Source organism: Psychroflexus maritimus, assembly GCF_011089875.1.
Taxonomy (GTDB): domain Bacteria; phylum Bacteroidota; class Bacteroidia; order Flavobacteriales; family Flavobacteriaceae; genus Psychroflexus; species Psychroflexus maritimus.
This window is the reverse complement of record NZ_JAANAS010000039.1, coordinates 37,664-58,189: the sequence shown is the minus strand read 5'-3', so window position 1 is coordinate 58,189 and position 20,526 is coordinate 37,664. Positions and strand designations below refer to the sequence as shown.

The 20,526-nt window shown below is 34.5% G+C and carries 20 protein-coding genes, 2 tRNA genes and 1 other RNA gene; 15 read left to right on the top strand and 8 right to left on the bottom strand.

The window, feature by feature from the left end:
• Positions 1 to 240: 240 nt before the first annotated feature.
• The 11 genes from G7034_RS04715 (at position 241) to G7034_RS04665 (ending at position 10,597) form a co-directional block, all read left to right on the top strand.
• A complete protein-coding gene (locus tag G7034_RS04715) occupies positions 241 to 942 on the top strand; it encodes a hypothetical protein (protein WP_166399813.1) in 702 nt (233 codons plus the stop codon).
• 41 nt (positions 943 to 983) lie between these two features.
• Positions 984 to 2,210 carry a kynureninase gene (gene kynU, locus G7034_RS04710; protein ID WP_246166748.1) on the top strand — a complete coding sequence of 409 codons (1,227 nt, stop codon included), beginning with the start codon at positions 984 to 986 and terminating at the stop codon, positions 2,208 to 2,210.
• On the top strand, positions 2,210 to 3,607 hold the full coding sequence (locus tag G7034_RS04705; RefSeq protein WP_166399811.1) for an FAD-dependent oxidoreductase: 1,398 nt from the start codon (positions 2,210 to 2,212) through the stop codon (positions 3,605 to 3,607). Before kynU ends, G7034_RS04705 begins: the two co-directional genes overlap by 1 nt.
• Complete coding sequence (locus G7034_RS04700) at positions 3,607 to 4,494, top strand: bifunctional 5,10-methylenetetrahydrofolate dehydrogenase/5,10-methenyltetrahydrofolate cyclohydrolase (protein WP_166399810.1); 888 nt, start codon at positions 3,607 to 3,609, stop codon at positions 4,492 to 4,494. Before G7034_RS04705 ends, G7034_RS04700 begins: the two co-directional genes overlap by 1 nt.
• Before the next feature lie 6 nt (positions 4,495 to 4,500).
• Complete coding sequence (locus G7034_RS04695) at positions 4,501 to 5,280, top strand: SDR family oxidoreductase (protein WP_166399809.1); 780 nt, start codon at positions 4,501 to 4,503, stop codon at positions 5,278 to 5,280.
• Between the two features lie 307 nt (positions 5,281 to 5,587).
• Positions 5,588 to 6,025, top strand: a complete 438-nt coding sequence (locus G7034_RS04690; RefSeq protein WP_166399808.1) for a hypothetical protein — start codon at positions 5,588 to 5,590, stop codon at positions 6,023 to 6,025.
• Between the two features lie 151 nt (positions 6,026 to 6,176).
• Positions 6,177 to 6,590, top strand: coding sequence for a RidA family protein (locus tag G7034_RS04685; RefSeq protein WP_166399807.1), 414 nt, complete (start codon positions 6,177 to 6,179; stop codon positions 6,588 to 6,590).
• Positions 6,591 to 6,860: 270 nt separating this feature from the next.
• The gene (locus G7034_RS04680) at positions 6,861 to 8,309 is read left to right on the top strand and encodes an aldehyde dehydrogenase (protein WP_166399949.1); all 1,449 of its coding nucleotides are present in this window, start codon (positions 6,861 to 6,863) and stop codon (positions 8,307 to 8,309) included.
• 24 nt (positions 8,310 to 8,333) lie between these two features.
• A complete protein-coding gene (locus tag G7034_RS04675) occupies positions 8,334 to 9,416 on the top strand; it encodes an amidohydrolase family protein (RefSeq protein WP_166399806.1) in 1,083 nt (360 codons plus the stop codon).
• Positions 9,416 to 10,057, top strand: coding sequence for an O-methyltransferase (locus tag G7034_RS04670; protein ID WP_166399805.1), 642 nt, complete (start codon positions 9,416 to 9,418; stop codon positions 10,055 to 10,057). Before G7034_RS04675 ends, G7034_RS04670 begins: the two co-directional genes overlap by 1 nt.
• Before the next feature lie 9 nt (positions 10,058 to 10,066).
• Positions 10,067 to 10,597: a DUF7935 family protein gene (locus G7034_RS04665; protein ID WP_166399804.1), complete on the top strand. Its 531-nt coding sequence runs from the start codon at positions 10,067 to 10,069 to the stop codon at positions 10,595 to 10,597.
• Positions 10,598 to 11,093: 496 nt separating this feature from the next.
• Here G7034_RS04665 and G7034_RS04660 read toward each other — a convergent pair whose 3' ends face one another.
• Positions 11,094 to 12,260, bottom strand: a complete 1,167-nt coding sequence (locus G7034_RS04660; RefSeq protein WP_166399803.1) for a DegT/DnrJ/EryC1/StrS family aminotransferase — start codon at positions 12,258 to 12,260, stop codon at positions 11,094 to 11,096.
• Positions 12,261 to 12,438: 178 nt separating this feature from the next.
• Here G7034_RS04660 and G7034_RS04655 point away from each other — a divergent pair, with 178 nt between their 5' ends.
• Positions 12,439 to 13,593 carry a 3-deoxy-D-manno-octulosonic acid transferase gene (locus G7034_RS04655; RefSeq protein ID WP_317163734.1) on the top strand — a complete coding sequence of 385 codons (1,155 nt, stop codon included), beginning with the start codon at positions 12,439 to 12,441 and terminating at the stop codon, positions 13,591 to 13,593.
• Positions 13,594 to 13,753: 160 nt separating this feature from the next.
• Here G7034_RS04655 and G7034_RS04650 read toward each other — a convergent pair.
• The 4 genes from G7034_RS04650 to G7034_RS04635 all read right to left on the bottom strand — a co-directional run bounded on the left by G7034_RS04650 (position 13,754) and on the right by G7034_RS04635 (position 15,771).
• Positions 13,754 to 13,838 (bottom strand) — tRNA-Leu (locus G7034_RS04650).
• A gap of 23 nt (positions 13,839 to 13,861) precedes the next feature.
• Positions 13,862 to 13,933: transfer RNA gene (locus tag G7034_RS04645), tRNA-Gly, on the bottom strand.
• Positions 13,934 to 14,069: 136 nt separating this feature from the next.
• Positions 14,070 to 14,954 carry a cysteine synthase CysM gene (cysM, locus tag G7034_RS04640; RefSeq protein ID WP_166399802.1) on the bottom strand — a complete coding sequence of 295 codons (885 nt, stop codon included), beginning with the start codon at positions 14,952 to 14,954 and terminating at the stop codon, positions 14,070 to 14,072.
• A 1-nt stretch (position 14,955) separates the two neighbouring features.
• The gene (locus G7034_RS04635) at positions 14,956 to 15,771 is read right to left on the bottom strand and encodes a serine O-acetyltransferase (protein ID WP_166399801.1); all 816 of its coding nucleotides are present in this window, start codon (positions 15,769 to 15,771) and stop codon (positions 14,956 to 14,958) included.
• 115 nt (positions 15,772 to 15,886) lie between these two features.
• On the opposite strand from G7034_RS04635, the gene rnpB reads away from it, so the two are divergent.
• Positions 15,887 to 16,208: RNase P RNA component class A (gene rnpB, locus G7034_RS04630), an RNA gene on the top strand.
• On the opposite strand, the gene porT is transcribed toward rnpB, so the two are convergent.
• From porT to G7034_RS04615, 3 genes are all read right to left on the bottom strand, one after another.
• Entirely contained in the window at positions 16,207 to 16,905 is a 699-nt protein-coding gene (gene porT, locus G7034_RS04625) for a type IX secretion/gliding motility protein PorT/SprT (protein WP_166399800.1), read from the bottom strand. The two genes, rnpB and porT, sit on opposite strands and share 2 nt — an antisense overlap.
• 90 nt (positions 16,906 to 16,995) lie before the next feature.
• Positions 16,996 to 17,724, bottom strand: coding sequence for a bifunctional demethylmenaquinone methyltransferase/2-methoxy-6-polyprenyl-1,4-benzoquinol methylase UbiE (gene ubiE, locus G7034_RS04620; protein WP_166399799.1), 729 nt, complete (start codon positions 17,722 to 17,724; stop codon positions 16,996 to 16,998).
• A 161-nt stretch (positions 17,725 to 17,885) separates the two neighbouring features.
• Positions 17,886 to 18,689 (bottom strand): tetratricopeptide repeat protein, encoded by an 804-nt coding sequence (locus G7034_RS04615; RefSeq protein ID WP_166399798.1) that lies wholly within the window; start codon positions 18,687 to 18,689, stop codon positions 17,886 to 17,888.
• A 103-nt stretch (positions 18,690 to 18,792) separates the two neighbouring features.
• On the opposite strand from G7034_RS04615, the gene G7034_RS04610 reads away from it, so the two are divergent.
• Entirely contained in the window at positions 18,793 to 19,257 is a 465-nt protein-coding gene (locus G7034_RS04610; RefSeq protein WP_166399797.1) for a 3-hydroxyacyl-ACP dehydratase FabZ family protein, read from the top strand.
• Positions 19,250 to 20,518, top strand: coding sequence for a beta-ketoacyl-[acyl-carrier-protein] synthase family protein (locus G7034_RS04605; RefSeq protein WP_166399796.1), 1,269 nt, complete (start codon positions 19,250 to 19,252; stop codon positions 20,516 to 20,518). The genes G7034_RS04610 and G7034_RS04605 overlap by 8 nt, the downstream gene beginning before the upstream one ends.
• Positions 20,519 to 20,526 lie beyond the last annotated feature (8 nt).

The following is a 20,526-nucleotide window of genomic DNA, read 5'->3' as shown; positions in this document are numbered from 1 at the left end:
AAATTATAAGTTATATTGTTGTAAAAATGGCATAAATACCAATTAAATTTTAGGGGGTTATTTACCTATATGAATGGTTAATTAAAGTATTTCTCCAACCTCTATAAATGAAAGTTCCTAGGACTTAGACTGTTGCTAAAATTAATCAATTTTACAAGTTAGAATATTTTTAAGCAAGGAAAAGGAGTGCATATTTGCATAGCTTTGTAAGTTCAACTATATTTACAAAAAGTTTAAAGTATGTATAAGTTGAGCTTTATTTTTTTTATTTTTCTCAGTATTTATGGCTGTAAATCAGATTCTTCTAAAGAAAACTCGTCTGCTGAATCGGTTAAACAAGTTCCATCTAATGCAAGTGTTTCGGCACATCCAGCTTTGATTAAAGTGGCTCAAGCGCATGGTTTAGAGGCCTGGAATAAAACCAAACAAATTGAATTTCAGTTTAATGTTAACCATGGCGAAAGCGAAATGCAAAGAAAATGGCTTTGGGATTTAGAAAATGAGCAAATTACTCGTTTTATTGAAAATGATGAAATCACCACTTCAACCGATGCTAAAACTGCTAATCCAGAAATTCATCAGGCATTTATCAACGACACTTATTGGCTTGTTTTTCCTTTTCATTTACTACAAACTAACAACTACGAGGTTGAAGTGAATCAGAAGGCTAAATGCCCAATAAAAGCTGATGAGGTGCAAGAAATTATTGTCCAGTTTAATGAAACTGGCGGTTATACACCTGGCGATTTATACAAAATCTATACCGATGAAAATCAACTTATTCAATCGTGGAGTTTTCATTCCGGTGGAAAAGAAACACCTGACCTAGTTAATGCTTGGGAAAACTATCAAAATTTTGATGGACTTCAGCTCAGTTTAAATCGCCCAAACAATACGGGCGATTTCGAAATTTATTTTAATCACATTAACGTACATCAATGATCAAAACTGCATATCAAAAAGGCTTAAATTTTGCAAAGGAAATGGACCTTCAAGATCCGCTTGCTTCCTTTAGCGATGAATTTCATATTCCAACCCAAAAAAATGGCGATAAACACATTTATCTTTGTGGTAATTCGCTTGGCTTACAACCTAAACAAACTGCTTCTTTTATTCAACAAGAATTAGACGATTGGGCTAATTTAGGTGTTGAAGGCCATACCGAAGCACAACACCCGTGGATGCCTTATCACGAATTTTTGAGTGAGTCGATGGCAAAAATTGTAGGAGCAAAACCCAGTGAAGTAGTAGTCATGAATACGCTAACTACCAACCTTCATCTAATGATGGTTTCCTTTTATAGACCCACTTCAAAAAAATATAAAATTGTTATTGAAGCCGATGCGTTTCCTTCTGATAAATACGCGGTTGAATCGCAATTAAAATTCCACAATATTGATCCAGCCGATGGACTAATTCTTTGGAAACCAAGAGAAGGTGAGCATTTGTGTAGATTAGAAGACTTAAAAGAAATTGTAGCAGAAAATAAAGAGGAGATTGCCCTTTTTATGATTGGAAATACCAATTATTATTCAGGTCAGTTTTACAATATGTCAGAAATCACAAAACTAGGGCATGATAACGGAATTATAGTTGGATTTGACTTAGCTCACGGAGCTGGAAATATTCAGCCGAACTTACACGAGGTTGGTGCTGATTTTGCCGTTTGGTGCACTTACAAATACTTGAATTCTGGTCCTGGAAGTCTAGGGGGTTGCTTTGTTCATGAACGACACGCCAATAACAAAGAATTAAAACGTTTTGTAGGTTGGTGGGGGCACAATAAAGATACGCGTTTTAATATGCGTAAAGATTTTGATCCCATCCCAGGTGCTGAAGGTTGGCAATTAAGCAACCCACCCATTTTATCTATGGCTGCTATTCGCGCTTCATTAGCTATTTTTGAACGTGCTGGATTTGAAAACATAAGAGAAAAATCAGAAAAAATTACAGGCTATTTAGAATTTCTTTTGTCTGATTTTGCAGGAGATAAAATCAATATTCTAACCCCAAAAAATCCAAAAGAAAGAGGTTGTCAACTTTCCATTCAAGTAAAAAATGCAGATAAAAGCCTATTTGATGCCATTACTAAGCAAGGCGTCATTGCCGATTGGCGCGAGCCGGATGTAATTCGCATTGCTCCTGCCCCACTATATAACTCTTACCAAGATGTTTTTGCATTTGCTGAACTACTTAAAAAATTAATTTAATGAAAAAAGAAAAAATAATAATTGTTGGTGCCGGATTATGTGGCTCGCTTTTAGCTCTTCGCTTAGCGCAACATGGCTATCAAATTGACTTAATTGAAAAAAGACCAGACCTACGAAAAGCTTCTATTTCTGCTGGAAGGTCTATCAACTTAGCTTTTTCAGACCGCGGAATGAAAGGAATTTCATTGGTAGGTCTAGAAGAAAAAGTTAATCAATTATGTATTCCTATGCATGGCAGAATGTTGCACGACCAACAAGGAAATTCACAACTTTCAAAGTATTCAGGAAGAAAAGATGAATACATCAATTCCATTTCCAGAGGTGGTCTTAATTCGCTTTTATTGAACGAAGTTGAGAAACACACCAACGTAAGTTTGTACTTTGATTATACGTGTATTGCAGTAGATGTTGAAAATGCTTCAGCAGAATTTGAAAGTAACTCTAGCCAAGAAGTTGTTTCGCTGAAAGGAGATTTTCTTTTAGGTACAGACGGCGCTGGTTCGGTGGTAAGAAAAAACTTGATGAAAAACAAGAATTTACTTTTCAGCTTTTCCCAAAATTTCCTTACCCATGGCTATAAAGAATTAAGTTTTCCGCCTAAAGCTAACGGAGATTATGCAACTGAAGAAGGTGCTTTACACATTTGGCCAAGAGGCGAAAACATGGTCATTGCTCTTCCTAATTTAGATGGGAGCTTTACCGTAACTCTATTTTTAGCTTATGAAGGAGGAAAATACAATTTCAATAATTTAACGAATCCTGAAATTGTAGATGAATACTTCAAAGAAGTTTATCCCGATGCGCATGCGTTAATGCCCGATTTAAAAACCGAATTTTTTGAAAACCCTACAGCGCCGCTTGGAACGGTTAGATGCTTGCCATGGAGTTTTAAGAAAACCTTGATTATGGGAGATGCTGCTCATGCCATTGTTCCTTTTTATGGTCAAGGTATGAACGCTTCTTTTGAAGATGTTTTTGTGTTTGATCAAATCTTGAATGAAGAAAATTTCAGCTTAGAAAAAACCTTTGTTAGATTTGCTAAAGAACGTAAAAAAGATGGAGATGCTATAGCCGATTTAGCCTTAGATAATTTCCATGAAATGAAAGCCCACACTGCCCAAGAGGTGTTTTTAGCTAAGCGAAAATTAGAACTAGAATTAGAAGAAAAATTTCCTGAAGAATACTACTCAAAGTATTCATTAGTAACTTTTAAAGAAGATATTCCTTATTCTGAAGCAATTCAACAAGGAAGAGCACAAGATTTAGTAATTCAAGAAATGATAAAAAAAGACTTGCTTTCAGAAGAAATGAGCTTGGAAGTGAAACTTAAACGAATTAATAAAGCCACTCAAATGGCAATGAATAAGGAATTGATTTTTAACTTAGAAGAATTATAATGAAACTATTAGACGGTAAAAAAGTTTCCGAATTTATTTTAAAAGAAGTGAAAGAGGAAATTGATCAATACATTTCACAAAAACATTTAGGCTACGATTTATCGCGACCTAGTATGGCAATTGTTTTAGTGGGAAACAATCCTGCTAGTGAGTCTTACGTGAGAGGAAAAATTAAAGCTTGTGAGAAAGCTCAAATCAACCATAAAATCATTCGATTTGAAGAAGATATTACGGCCTACGATTTGTTAAATGAAATCAAGTATCTAAATAAATCGCATTTTGATGGATTCATCGTACAATTACCGCTCCCAAACCACATTGAACCAAATTCTATAATTAATGAAATTAGCGCTTATAAGGACATTGACGGGTTTCATCCGTTAAATTTTGGGAAGATGGCTTTAGGACAAAAATCAATGCGCCCCGCCACCGCATACGGCATTTTAAAGCTAATTCAACATTACAAAATACCTACCAATGGCAAACACGTGGTGGTAGTTGGACGTTCAAATATTGTTGGAAAACCTGTTTCTATAATGCTAGGAAACGATTTTGACATTGGAAGAGCCACAGTAACTTCTTGCGATATCCATACCCCAAAAAAATTACTTAAAGAAGAAACACAAAAAGCTGATATTGTTATAGTTGCCGTTGGTCAAGCTGGATTTTTAACTTCCAATATGATTAAAGAAGGTGCGGTGGTTATTGATGTTGGAATTAATCGTTTAGAAACAGGGAAATTAGTAGGCGACTGTGATTTTCAAGAGGTCTCTACTAAAGCTGGTTTCCTCACTCCCGTGCCTGGAGGCGTTGGCCCAATGACTATTGCAGGATTAATTTTGAATACCTTTGAAGCTTGGAAAATGAAAAACCTAATTGAAAAATAAAAATATATGATTTCACTTATAGGAAAAACAGCTGTAATTTGCGGAAGTACCCAAGGAATTGGAAAAGCTACTGCTTTACTTATGGCTGAACTAGATGCAAAAGTAGTTTTAGTAGCTAGAAACGAAGAAAAATTGAAAAAAACTCAATCTGAATTGAGAAACCCTAGTTTACATGAATACTTAGTTGCTGATTTCACCCATCCTAATGAACTGAAAAATACCATTGAAAATTGGGCTGAAAGTAATCATGCGCATATTTTGGTCAATAATACAGGTGGTCCAAAAGGAGGGCCGATTATTAATGCTGAAACTAGCGAATTTACCGCCGCTTTTTCAATGCATTTAATTTGTAATCACATTCTAGTTCAGGCACTTTGGAATGGAATGAAAAAAGAAAACTACGGAAGAATAATTAATGTAATTTCTACATCGGTGAAACAACCTTTAGATGGATTGGGCGTTTCGAATACCATTCGCGGAGCTGTGGCTAACTGGAGTAAGACAATGGCTAACGAATTAGGTCAATATAACATTACCGTAAATAATGTTTTGCCTGGCGCAACAAATACCGATCGCTTGACCTCTATTGCAGAAAATAAAGTGAAAAAAAACAGCGACTTAAGTGTTGAGAAAGTCTTTAAAAACATGGCTAATTTATCACCAATGAAACGTATTGCCGAACCTAACGAGGTTGCTAATGCTATTGCGTTTTTAGCTAGTCCAATGGCCTCCTACATCAACGGAATTAACGTTCCTGTAGATGGCGGAAGAACGAAGTCGCTTTAGCAATTTTAAATTTTGAATTACTTTCTCTGCGTATTTTGCGTCTCTGCGGTGGTTAAAGTGCGAAAAAAAGAACTAAGTAATAAGTACAAAGTATTAAGTATTTCGAATTTTAAATCATGAATAGAAACTCTTTGCGTCTTTTGTGGCTTTGTGGTTTTTAAGCTAAAGCTAGAGAACAGGGTGTTTGAAAGTGGAATTATGAATTTCTTGGTGAACTTTGAATTAGAGTACAATTTGCGATCAAACTTTGCGGTCTATGCGTGGAAAAGAGAATTAAGTAATAAAAGTAAATTTAAAAACATTAAACATGAAAAAAAAAATAGTAATGATTGGCTTGTTAACACTAGCAAGCTTCACCGTTCAAGCACAATTAAGTGCTTCTTATTATGATGGAAATCCTGCCTCAAAAATTGGTGTAGGCTATGATTTTAATGAAACCATTTGGTCAGAAATTAGAATGTACACAGGAAGTGATATTTCAAATTTCACTTTTGAAGGAGTGGTCAATTTTAATCTCAAACAAACTGAAGATTACAAGTTTTATATAGGAGCTGGTGCTGTATTGAATGATTTAACAGGACTTGTAGCTCCAATTGGTTTACAAATTTCCCCGTTTAAAAACTTTAGGGAGTTTGCATTTCAAATCGAAGCCATGCCAATGTATGAGTTTGATGCATCAGATGCTTTTTTCTTTGGATCCTGGGGTATTCGTTATAGATTTCCATTAAAGAAATCTAAGGATTAGAGAGTTTAGTGAGAATTAAGAATTTAAAATTGAATTTCATTGCGTTCTTTGTTTCTTTGTAGTAATTAAAGTTAAGAGATGAGAAGTTAATCATCCACCCTTTAAGGTTGAGGCATAGATGTAAAAATAAATTTAAAAAATAACAACACATATGAAAGGAAAAGTAATTGAAGGCAAAGCAAAACCAAGGGGAAAATTTCCTCATGTAAAACGTGTAGGCGATTTTATTTATATTTCTGGAACAAGTTCTAGAAGACCTGACAACAGCTTTGAAGGAGTGGAAGTAGATGAAATGGGAACCACAAATTTAGACATCAAAAAACAAACCGCTGCAGTTTTAAACAACATTGATGATATTTTAAAATCGGAAGGAGCAAGTCTTGCACAAGTAATTGATGTTACCTCGTTTTTAGTAAATATGAACGATTTTAAAGGCTACAATGAAACCTATGCCGAGTTCTTTGACTACGAGACTGGCCCAACTAGAACAACCGTAGCTGTGCATCAACTCCCCCACCCACATTTGTTAATTGAAATAAAAGCAATTGCTTATGTTGGGAAATAAGTCTTAGGAATTAAGTAATAAGTAGAAAGTATTAAGAATTATGAATGATAAATGATGAATTTCGAATTTTAAATCATAAATAAAAACTCTTTGCGGCCTTTGTGTCTCTGTGGTTGTTAAAGCTTAAATTTGGGGCTTGGGATTTTGGATATGAAATTATGAATTATGAATTTTAAATGTTGAATTGAAATGCTTTACGATAAACTTTAGGCTTTGCATAAAATTAAATAAAAAAATAACAGAAACAGACAAAATACAGCATGTGAAATGATCAAAATTGAAAATTACATCAACGGCGAGTTAGTTGCCCCAACCAGCAATTCCTATTTAGATAATTACAATCCTTCAGAAGGAAAAGTCTATGGAAAAATACCAAATAGCAACGAACTGGATATTGAAAACGCATATCAAGCTGCCGAGAAAGCATTTCCCCTTTGGTCAACTTCTTCAGTTGAATTTAGAAGTAAAATTTTGCAACGCATAGCCGATTTAATTATTGAAAATCTTGAAGAATTAGCCTTAGCCGAATCAAAAGATAATGGAAAACCCTTAAGTCTTGCATCGGCTGTTGATATTCCTCGCGCTTCGTCAAATTTTAGTTTTTTTGCGAAAGCCATTACTCAATTTTCAAGCGAATCGCATGAGAATACCGCTATACACACCGTTAATTTCACACTCCGCCAGCCTCTTGGTGTGGTGGGTTGTATCTCCCCTTGGAATTTACCGCTGTACTTATTCACTTGGAAAATTGCTCCTGCGCTAGCTTCAGGAAATTGCGTTGTTGCTAAACCTAGTGAAGTTACGCCTTACACTGCTTATTTACTAGCAAAAATTTGTATTAAAGCAGGCTTACCAAAAGGTGTCTTAAACATTGTTCACGGTTTAGGTGCTGCATGTGGCAACGCCATTGTAAGCCATCCTAATATTAAAGCCATTTCTTTTACTGGAGGGACAAAAACAGGCGAACACATTGCTAAAACAGCTGCTCCTATGTTTAAAAAGTTGTCCTTAGAATTAGGCGGAAAAAATCCAAATATCATTTTTAGCGATTGCAATTACGAGAAAATGCTTCAGGTAACACTTAAATCTTCTTTTGCTAACCAAGGGCAAATTTGTCTTTGTGGTTCTAGAATTTTTGTGGAAGAAAGCATTTACGAAAAATTTAAATCCGATTTTATAGCTAAAGTAGAACAGTTAAAAGTTGGAAACCCTCTTGAAAAAAACACCGACTTAGGAGCGCTCGTTTCTAAAGAACACCTTGAGAAAGTCGATACCTATGTAAAAAAAGCAATTAACGAAGGTGGAGTTTTACTTTATGGCGGAAAAAAAGTTGAAGTCAATGGCTTTTCGCAGGGATACTTCTACCAACCTACTGTTATTGAAGTCGTTTCTAATGAATGTACCTTAAATCAAGAAGAGGTTTTTGGACCGGTGGTAAGTTTAATGAAATTCTCTTCTGAAGATGAAGTTATACAATTAGCCAATGCAACTAAATACGGGCTTTCAGCAAGTCTATGGACAAGCAATATTGATAGAAGCATGCGTATGAGTCAGCAGTTAAAAGCAGGAATTGTTTGGATTAACACCTGGCTAAACAGAGACCTAAGAACCCCATTTGGTGGTACTAAATCAAGTGGTGTTGGCCGTGAAGGAGGCCTAGAAGCCTTACGTTTTTTCACCGAACCAAAAAATGTATGTATTCAATATAGCATTGATTAAATCAACCAAAAAAACACTAATAAAATGAGAAGAAAATTAAGAATAAACGGTCATTCGCATTTACTCCCCTACCCACATCAAATTCCAGATTTCATGAGAGAAAAGGAGATTTTTTGGGTAGATGAAGATAAAAAATTTATGCTTCAGAAGGGCTGGAAAAGACCAGTAACCGATTCAAGTTTTTTCTTAAACGAGAAACTTGAATGGATGGAAAAATACAACATCGATCATGCCGTTGTTCTTAATTTATCTCAGCTCTACGGAAATGGACTTCGCGTTGAAGAAATGAAAAAAGCACTTCGCTTTCAAAATGACTTTAATGCCAAAGTACAACACGATAACCCTAAGAAATTTACCTGTGGATTTGTTGTACACCCTGGGTTTGTAAGAGGTGCGCTTTGGGAAATTGAGCGTTGCGTGGAAGATTTAGGAATGAAACTTCTTTGCTTACCAACCCATTATATGGATAGCATTGGAACTTGGCGCTGTATCTTTGATGAAGAAAACGAACCCATTTTTGAAATGGCTAACAAATATAATTTAGCCGTTGAAGTTCATCCTTATGATGGTGAAAAGTTTATCAAATTAGAAAATACTGCTTGGCGGTTTCACTTGATTTGGATGTTAGCTCAATGTGCAGATGCTTATCACTTTTTAACCTTAAATGGTTATCCAAATAAATATCCAAATATGCGAGTTTGTTTTGCACATGGTGGTCAATTAGCGCAAATTAATCTAGGAAGACGTATTCAAGGTTTTGATGGAAGACCAGATTTATTTGAAGGTAAAGTACATCCTAGAAAATCGGTTGGGCATAAAAATATTTTTTTCGATACCTTGGTTCATGACACGCGATCTTTAAAGTTATTACTTGATAACCAAAGCGCCAAGCAAATTATTACGGGACTTGATGACCCTTATCCTTTGGGCGAAATGGAAAGCGTTTCTCAATCTTCTTATCCTGGAAAAATTTTAGACTTAGCGGTAGATGAAAAGATTATTACCAAAGAAGATCAAGATGATATGTGGGACCATAACGTTTTGCAATGGTTATTTGGCGAAGATGAAAAAGAAAAGGAAAAACTAGTTAATAAAATACTTTCGTAATGGATTTTTTACCTGAAGAAATCAGTCAATACGTTGAAGAACACTCGCAAGCAGAACCTAAGGTTTTAAAAGAATTAAATCGTGAAACTTGGCAAAAAGTGCTTCAGCCAAGGATGTTGAGCGGTCATTTACAAGGGCGAGTGTTGAGTATGCTCACCAAGCTTATTTCCCCGAAAGTTATTCTTGAAATCGGAACATACACCGGTTATTCGGCTATTTGTATGGCAGAAGGACTACCCGAAGGCGGAAAAATCATTAGTATTGACCGAAATGAAGAATTGGAAGAAATTCAGCAGAAATATTTCAGTAAATCAGGCTATGCTGATAAAATTCAGCAGATTTATGGAAATGCCTTGGATGAAATTCCTAAACTAAATGAAAAATTTGATTTGGTTTTTGTTGATGCTGATAAAAGCAATTATGCCAATTACTATGATTTAGTTATTGAAAAAATGAACCCAGGAGGTGTGATTTTGTCAGACAATGTGTTATGGAGTGGAAAAGTAACCGAAACACCTAAAGAAAAAGACATTGATACCACAGCTTTGATTCAATACAATAAGAAAATAAATGAAGACAAACGTGTAGAAACTGTACTTTTGCCAATTAGAGATGGATTAACAATAACTCGTGTAAAATAAAATAGATTTATGAATAGTGATTTAATTGAAGTTTTAAGTTATTTAGGATACCTTATTCCTGCTTTAGTGGTTGGTGCAATTAGCTATTATTTTTTCAAAACACACACCGCCCATTTACAACGAATGCAGCATTATGAAATTCAAAGTAAGATTAAAAAGGAAAGTATTCCTCAGCGACTTCAGGCCTATGAGCGCTTGGTTTTATTTTTAGAACGAATTTCTCCAGGAAGTTTAATTCCCAGAGTGAAGCCTTATAACGATAACAAAAATGACTACGAGAATTTACTCATTCAAACAATAGAACAAGAATTTGAGCATAATTTAACGCAGCAAATTTTTGTCTCTGATGCTTGTTGGCGTGCAGTAAAAGCTTCAAAAAATGCTACGATTACGCTTATACGTAATATTTCTATGAAAGAAAGTATTAAAGATGCCCACAAACTAAGAGAAGAAATTCTTTCTGAATTATTAGACAAAGAAACCCCTAGTCAAACAGGAATTGCGTTTTTAAAAAATGGAGTTGCTCAACTACTTCAATAATTTTTAGTAATGGTTCAACTTGAAAAATTAATGTCATTAATCAAGTAAAATTGCTTTTTCCTAGCTATTTGTAGGCTGTATATACCGCAAGAAAATCATAAACCTTAGTTTGATTATTCTCACTTTGTCAAAACACTTTTAAATAATAAGACACGAACCTTTTTAAGACATAATAGCTGGATGTTGCGGAGTAAATAAGTAAAGTAGATTACTTTTTAAAACTGATTACTCTATTTCATTAATTAAAAACGTCTATTTACTGCGTTAATTTTTATCACGATAGTTAACTATCCTTAAAAAATTGCCTTGTAACTGAATATACTTATTGATTTTGACTTTATGATTATATAATCCAACACAGGTGATAAACAAGGAAAAATGAATGAGCTAAATAGCGGTGAAGATCCCGAATTTGTAATAATACATCATTGCGTTAGTAATTATTATAAAAAAACCCACCTAAATTTAGGTGGGTTTTTGTATGTTCTAAAAACTACTAATGAACAACTTCAAGTACTATTTTGGCAATAAAATCAATTTGCTCATCGTCAAGTTCAGTATGCATTGGAAGAGAAATCACTTCATCAGAAAGCTGATTGGTTACTTTAAAATTCGACTCATCATAGCGCTTATCTGCATAGGCTTTTTGTTTATGAAGAGGAATAGGATAATAAATTCCATGTGGTATGCCTTCTTCCTGAAGACGTTTAGCTAATTCATTGCGTTTTCCGTTGGTAATACGCAAAGTATATTGGTGAAACACGTGGCAATCACAAGTATCGCAAATACCTTTTGAATTATTGCAAGATTTATTTGTTTTTGTAGTTGGTGTGATGATATGTTCTGATGAACTAAAATGAGCTGTATATTTTCTTGCAGCATCCTGGCGTGCAGCATTATAAGCATCTAATTTTGGTAACTTTACTCTTAAAACAGCAGCTTGAACGCTATCTAATCTTGAATTTACACCAACAACATCATGGTGGTATCGTTCGTACATTCCATGGTTTACAATTCCTCTAATTGTGTGTGCCAAGTCATCATCGTTGGTAAAAATAGCACCGCCATCGCCATAACAACCTAGATTTTTAGAAGGAAAAAATGAAGTAGCTCCAACATGACTTAAAGTACCAGCTTTTTCTTGGTTTCCGTTTTTAAACGTATAATTTCCACCAATAGCTTGGGCGTTATCTTCAATTACATATAAATTATGTTTTTCAGCAATCTGCATAAGACCTTCCATAGAAGCATGATGGCCAAATAAATGCACGGGAACTATCGCTTTAGTTTTTGGAGTAATCGCACGTTCAATAGCTTCAAGGTCAATATTAAACGTATCGGGTTCAACATCAACCAAAACAGGAGTTAATTGAAGTAGTGCAATAACTTCAACGGTTGCTGCAAAGGTGAAATCGGCTGTAATCACTTCATCACCCGGCTTTAAACCCAATCCCATCATAGAAATCTGAAGAGCATCTGTACCATTAGCACAAGGAATTACGTGCTTTACGCCTAAATAATCTGATAACTCTTTTTCAAAGGACTTTACTTGTGGACCATTTATATATGCGGTAGAATCCAAAACTTCTAAAACGGATTCATTAACTTGTTTTTTTATTTTTTCATATTGACCTTTGAGGTCAACCATTTGAATCTTTTTCATATATGCCTATTAAGTTCTTTACAAAGATAAGAAATCATTAGGCGTTCCTCAATTAAATTGTGATAAAAGCTTTATTTTTACACCAAAAAAAGTGAATTATCTCTATAACTTTTTGATGTTTCTTTTTGAAAAGAGTTTTCCGATACTAAAAAAAATTAGTCCTAAACTCAATTTTTTTGTGGAAGGAAGACAAAATACCTTTTCAATTTTAGCTAAAGAAAATTTTAATTCTAAAAGAAACATTTGGTTTCATACTGCCTCACTAGGAGAGTTTGAACAGGCCTTACCTATCATTAAAGAGATAGATAGAGATAAATACCATATTTTAGTTAGTTTTTTTTCACCTTCAGGTTTTGAAGTGAAAAAAAATCATCCTGCTATCGATTTTGCCTTTTATCTTCCTACAGATACAAAGAAAAACATGCAAAAATTAGTGGCTATTATTCAACCTGAAATCAGTATTTTTATTAAATACGAAATTTGGCCTAATTTACTCACACAGCTAAAAGAGCACAACTCGAAAATTTACCTCGCCTCTGCCCTATTTAGAAAAAATCAAGTGTATTTTAAATCTTGGGGTAATTTTTTTAAAAAAGCCTTATTTAAATTTGATTATATCTTTACTCAAAACCAAGATTCCATTCATTTGCTTAACGAGATTGGTTTCTCAAAAGCATCTGTAAGTGGCGATACCCGATTTGACCGAGTCACTGCTCAGTTAGCTATGAATAACACAGTAAGTGAAGTAGAAAGATTCTTAGGTCATGATTTATGTTTTGTCATCGGAAGCTCGTGGGAAGAAGATGAAGCGGTGTTTGTTGAATTTATTAATGCTGCTCCAAGTCATCTAAAGTTTGTTATTGCTCCTCATGAAATTAAAAAGAATAAGCTTGATGCCTTAAAAAATAAAGTTAAAGTACATACGCTTACTTATTCTAAATTTAAAACTTATTCTTCTGAAGAAATTAAAGCCGCTCGGGTATTAATTATTGACAGCATAGGTCTTTTAGGAAAAATCTATGCATACGCAAACATTGCCTATGTTGGTGGCGGTATGGGAACTAGTGGGCTTCATAATATTTTAGAACCTGCTACCTTTGGAGTTCCAATTATTATAGGAATGAATTACGAAAAATTCCCGGAAGCAAAAATGCTAATTGAATTAGGGGGAGTAATGAGCATTAACTCTTCTGAAACCTTTTTCAAAATCGGAAAAAAACTAACTAATGACAAATTATTTAGAGAAGCAAAAGGTAAAATTTGTAAAGATTTCATTCAAAAGAATACAGGGGCTACAAAATTTATTACAAATCAAATTTTTAAGGCTAATTAGCATAAATACTTGTTGCTTAAATACCGATGAAATTCACAATCAAAACTAGTTGAAGCGTAAACTGCTATTGGTTTTAACAAAAATGAGCCGTATTTAGTTCAAAATTTAGTGTCATAAAACAAAAAAGCCTTGAAAATCAATTGATTAACAAGGCTTTGAGTACTCGGAGCGGGACTTGAACCCGCACGACCGCAATGGTCATTGGATTTTAAGTCCAACGTGTCTACCAATTCCACCATCCGAGCGAATATTCTCTAAAATTATTCAGAGCGAAAGACGGGATTTGAACCCGCGACCCTCACCTTGGCAAGGTGATGCTCTACCCCTGAGCTACTTTCGCAGTATGTCTTAGAACGTGATTGCGGGTGCAAATTTAAGCCTTTATTTTATTTGACAAAGTTTTTTTATTGCTTTTTTTATAGTTTTTTTCCTGCTTAAATTCAACTCTTTGATTTTAATAAAATTAGATTTAAAAATCAATCAAATAAATCGGAAGAGAGATAGCGGTCACCACGATCACAGATAATACTAACAACCATTCCTTCATCTAAGGTTTCACAAAGCTTTAAAGCAGCCGCTGTAGCTCCACCACTACTCATCCCTGAAAAAATACCTTCTTCCTTTGCTAATCTTTTCGCCATAACTCTAGCTTCATCTTCACTTACTTCAATAATTTGATCTACTTTAGAAGGATTAAAAATTTTAGGCAAGTAAGCTTTTGGCCACTTTCTAATACCAGGAATCTTAGAATCATCGGTGGGCTGTACACCAACTAGTTGGATGGCTTCATTTTGTTCTTTTAAATAAGTAGAAGTTCCCATAATTGTTCCTGTAGTTCCCATAGAGGAAACAAAATGGGTGACTTTTCCTGCTGTTGCTTGCCAAATTTCAGGACCGGTAGTTTTATAATGTGCTTTCCAATTATCTTCATTAGCAAACTGATTAAACATATAGTACCCTCCAGCTTTTACTTTTTCTTCCACATAGTCTCTTGCTCCTTCAATACCAACATCTGAGGACGTAAGCCTTACTTTTGCGCCATAAGCACGCATAGTTTGCACACGCTCTTTGGTGGCATTTTCAGGCATTACTAATTCAATAGAAAGACCAAAAACTGAAGCAATCATAGCTAACGCAATTCCCGTATTACCACTTGTAGGTTCAATAAGTTGAGTGTCTTTATTAATCTCTCCACGTTTCAAGGCTTCGTTAATCATATTAAAAGCTGCCCGATCTTTAACGCTACCGCCAGGATTATGTCCCTCCATTTTAAAGTAGAGTTTTACGTTTGGATTCTGAATTAATTTTTGGGCTTGTACCAAAGGTGTATTTCCAACCAGATCTAATAAACTATGATTCATCTTAATTTGTTTTTTCTTGAATTTTTATTGAAGCTTGGTGAGTAACCATCGAATTTTCTGGAACCGATTGAGTAATCCATACATTTCCGCCAATGGTAGAATTTTTTCCAATAATTGTTTTTCCTCCTAAAATTGTGGCGTTAGCATAAATAGTTACATTACTTTCAATAGTCGGGTGACGTTTTATGTTTTTCATATTTTTATCAACCGAGAGCGCACCAAGAGTAACTCCTTGATATATTTTTACGGAATCATGAATATCTGAAGTCTCACCAATGACAACACCTGTAGCATGATCAACAAAAAAAGGCACACCTATTTTTGCTGCGGGATTTATATCGGTTCCTGTTTTGGCATGGGCGCTTTCCGTCATTAATCGAGGAACTAAGGGTAAATCAAATTTTAATAACAAATGACTTAAACGATAAATAGCTATAGCATAAAAGCCTGGATAAGCTAAGTAAACTTCTTCAATAGATTGAGCTGCAGGGTCATTTTCAAGAATGAAATTTGCATCTTTGTTTAATTGATTTAAAACATCAGGAAGTTGCTGCATGTATTCTGTCCAGCGTTCTCTACAGGGGTCAAACTTTCGCTCACAGACTAAATCGGCCAAACTTTTAAATTCTAACTCAAGTATATGCATGTATTCATTGACATCCACACTCTTATCAAATAAGGTTGCAAAAAGAGTCTCCGTAAAAGTTTCAGTTTTTGATTTAATTAGGTATAAAAAAGAAGCTTTTGATTTTTGTGCTTCAATATGTTGTATAATATCCTCTCTCAATTTTTTTCTACAAAGGTAAGAGTCATTCATTCATCAAATAAGAGATTAAGAAATTCTTAATTTAATTTACGTGATATCAAATTAAAATTCTTGGAATAAAAAATAGAAACCTAACAAGCAAACAAAGAAATAGACTTATTTTTGCATAGCAGACCGCCTTATCGCTTTTTGAATCTATCAAAAAGAGGAAAGTCCGGACACCATAGCACGGCATAGCGGGTAACACCCGTCATTTTTGCTTATTGCAAGAATAGGACAAGTGCAGCAGAAAGAATGTACAGGTTAAGCTGTAGTGAAATCAGGTAAACTCTATGCGGTGAAATACCATGTAAACCAAGGCTTGAGGTTTGTGCGGCCAATCTTGGAGGGTAGGTAGTTTGAGCTTTTTGGCAACAAAAAGTCTAGATAAATGATAAGGGTTTCAATGTGTTGAAATACAGAATCCGGCTTACAGGTCTGCTTTTTTTATTGAAAAGTTAAGTTTAGAAAAACTCCTCTTGTTTCCATTCTGCTAATGTTGCCTGTCCATGGTGAATTTGGGTTATTATCCGGAACAATTTCGTCGGTCATTCCAAATACGCCACGAATAGAGGGACTAAATTTGAAATAATCAAGATAAAAATCAATACCAAAACCTACCTCTAAGAAAGTTGACCAGTCCTTCATTCTAAACTGTCCAGCTGAATTATCGCTTGGGTTATCTTCATTACTAGATAAGTTATGAGCTACAGCAACACCGCCAACTACAAAAGGTTTAAAGTTGTTTAATCGTTTGGTAGAAAATTTAAGTAATAAAGGTACGTGAATATAATTTGCTTCAACTTCTCTAAAGCTAAATCTTCGTTCATCAAATCCTGGAAAATTCAAGTTTCTATTTGCAAATACAATTCCTGGCTCTAAGCGTAAATCTATGTAGTCATTTAATCGTAAATTTCCAATCAAACCAATATTGAATCCCATGTTACGTTCGGATTCAATTTCATCACGATTTAATTCATATTGAAATTGAAAATCATAAAAATTCATTCCCAAGTAATATCCCCAAGACCATCTTTTTTTATCAAAGTTTTCTAAGTTTATGATTCGTTCTCGATTAAAAAAACCTTGAGCAAACAAGCCTTGGTAAAAAAATAAGAAACCTAAAATGAATACAATTCTCTTCATACTAATTTTCATAAGTCGGCAAAAATAATCAAAGTATTTAATTAATACTTCATTTGCCTTCTTTAACGGCAATATTTTGGATAAATTGTATTATTTAGTTGCAACGTAAATAGTAGCCACTCCAAAAGTTTGAGGAAAAAATTGAGTTCCTGAAAAGCCTATATCATTAAGTATTTCTTGAAACTCTTCACCAAATGGAAACTCTTGAGCACTCTCACTTAAATATCCGTAAGCATCTTTATCTTTAGAGAACAGCTTACCTAATCCAGGCAAAATAAAATTAGAATAGAGTTTATAGCCTTGCTTAAAAGGAAACTTAGTAGGCACAGAAGTTTCCAAAACCACAAATAATCCGTTGGGTTTTAAAACGCGTTTTATTTCTGAAAGTCCCTTTTCAAGATGCTCAAAATTTCTCACACCAAAAGCCACAGTAATAGCGTCAAAAGTATTGTCTTTATAAGGCATATCTTCAGAATCAGCTTGAACCATTTCAATTTTATCACTCAGGTTTTTCTTAGCTATTTTTTTTGCTCCTACTGAAAGCATTCCTTTTGAAATATCTAGACCAATTATTTTATCTACCTCCTTATGAGCCATCGCTATAGCTAAATCTCCTGTACCAGTAGCTACGTCTAAAATATGTTTGGCGCCGGTATCTTTTACTAATTGAATTACTTTTCTTCGCCAAGATTGGTCGGTTCCTAAAGAAATCACACGGTTAAGTCCATCATAGTTTTCAGATATAGTATCAAACATTTGCTCAACTTGTTGCTTTTTTTTAAGCGTTGAATCTTTATAAGGTGTGACCTTCTTTTTCATTTTTATTTTTTTTTGACAAAGATAAACTTTGGAAGTTAATTAAGTGGTTTATTAACACATTTGAAAAATCTTAGAAACGGAATTTATCTGTATGCTCGCTAATTAATTGAAAGCAAAAGCTAAATTATAAATTGAGTCAGCTATTTGCTTAAAAATCTAGACTAAAATTGGTGATCTTCAACGTGATATAAGTTTCTTACATTATTAAGTGGACGATTAATTAATGCTTCAGCATCATTTTTTGCTTGTTGTAATTGGTTTTCAGAAAGTTTTTCTTCAAGAGCTTTGATTCTTTCTATAATTTGTTCTTGTTGAAGGACGCCTATATCGCGTTTATTTTCGTTATAAATTAGATACCAAATATAAGCTTTATAATTGTCTTTTTCTAACTTATTTCCATTAGTGTACATGTGAGCTATTTGTAATCTACTAGAAGTGATTTTTCCACTTTGGTACAAATTTTTAGGATTGGGCAACTTGGCTAATTTAAATGCCCAATCCATCATTTTTATTGTATCTGCCTCCACTCCTATTCCTTCTTGGTAAGAACCAATTACATTAAACATACAAGTGGGGTCGTTTTTTCTTGCACACCTCAAGGCAAAATCAAAAGCCCTGCCCTCATCCTTTTCAACTCCTCTACCTTCAGCATAAATCATCATCAGGGCATATTCAGCATCCGTATAATTTTGAACAGCCGATTTTTCATACCATTTATAAGCTTTATCTTGATTTATCTCTACGCCTACTCCTTTTTCGTAACAATAACCCAGATTATATTGGGCTTCGGCATTTCCTCGTTTAGCCGATTTCTTAACCAATGGAATGGCCAAATCAACTTTTCCTTGACTAATGTAGGCGTCTGCTTTGCTATTTAATTCTTCAGTAGGCTTCATAATCACCGAACAACGCCAAAAAAAAGAGAACATTAACAACAACAGCAGCAAATTAAAACCTATACGCATAAATTACTTTTAAATTATTTTTGCGAATTTACTAAAGATTATTTTGATTTATATAAGATTAAAATTAACATTTATAAAAAATATTATCAGTAGTTTTATCCTCATGAATTTGCACACAGCTATTATTTCTAAAATGCCCTACGGGAAAGGTTTTTTGTTTATTGATGAAATTGAAACGCTTACTACAAATAAAATTAAAGGGAGTTATTCATTTCCAGTTGAAGCCGAATATTACGCACATCATTTTCCTTCAAACCCAGTAACGCCTGGGGTTTTACTTACTGAATGTGCCGCTCAAATTGGACTCGTTGCTTTTGGAATATTTTTGCTTACTGCTGAAACTTCAGAAAGTCAACACACAAGCCCTAAAATTGCTTTCACTTCGGCTGAAGTAGATTTTTTAAAAAGTATTCCTCCAGGAGAAAAAGTTCACGTTGAAGCCAAAAAAATTTATTTCAGGTTTCAGAAATTAAAAGTAAGCTTCAAATTACTTAATTCATCCAATGAAGTAGCTGTGCAAGGTAAACTTTCAGGGATGTTTCAACTAGAAAAGAGCAATCATGAATAGAGTTGTAATTACAGGACTTGGCATTGTTGCTCCAAATGCAATAGGAATTGACAATTTTTGCGAAGCTCTAAAAAATCAAAAAAACGGAATTCAATTTCAAGAACGACTTCGTCAATTAAACTTTTCATGCCAAATTGCTGGTCAGCCTGAAATTTCAAAAACACTTCTCAACCAAAGTTTCAGTCATTTAGAACAGAGAGGCTTAAAAGCAAACGGATTGATTTATGGGGTCATTGCAGGATTAGAAGCCTGGAAAAATGCTGGTCTTGACAGTTCTTCAGAAGCCTATCTTGAAGAAGCAGGTGTTTTATTTGGTACAGGAATTCTAGGTGTAGATAAACTAAAAGAAGCTTTCGATTTAATTGAAAATAAACAAGTAAGACGCTTAGGAAGTACCAGCGTAGTGCAAACTATGGCGAGTGGCATTTCTGCTTTTTTAGGCGGAAAATTAGGTTGTGGAAATCAAGTAAGCACTAATTCTTCAGCTTGTACTACTGGCACTGAGTCTTTATTAATGGCTTATGAACGAATTAAACACGGACAAGCAGAAATTATGCTTGCAGGAAGTTGTAGCGACTCCGGGCCCTATGTTTGGGGTGGCTTTGATGCCTTGAGAATTTTACCGCATCAGTATAACAGTTCGCCTGAAAGTGCTTCTAGACCTTTTAGTGAAACGGCTGCTGGTTTTGTGCCAAGTAGCGGAGCTGGAGCTTATGTCATTGAATCATTAACCAATGCAAAAAAAAGAAACGCGCCTATTTTAGCTGAAATTCTTGGCGGTCAAATTAATTCTGGAGGTCAACGAAATGGAGGAAGTATGACCGCACCAAACAGCAAAGCAGTGGTGAATTGCATTCAAAAAGCTTTGAAAAATGCTAAGCTAAAAAGTTCAGCAATTGATACAATTAATGGCCATTTAACAGCCACAGCCATGGACTCAACTGAAATCGAAAACTGGTATCATGCCTTAGGTAAACCCACTAATTTCCCTTTAATAAATTCGCTTAAATCACATATTGGGCATGGGTTAGCTGCCTCTGGAAGTATGGAGTTGGTAGCATCAATACTTCAACTTAATAAAGGCTTTGTATTTGGTAACCGAAATGCTGAAGACATTCACCCTAAAATTGAAAAGTTAATTGGAAAAAAACCTATTCCTTTAAGAACAATTGAAAGAAAACTTACTTACCTAGCAAAGGCAAGTTTTGGCTTTGGCGATGTAAATGCGTGTGTGCTTTTGAAGAAATTTGATGATCATTAATTAAGGGT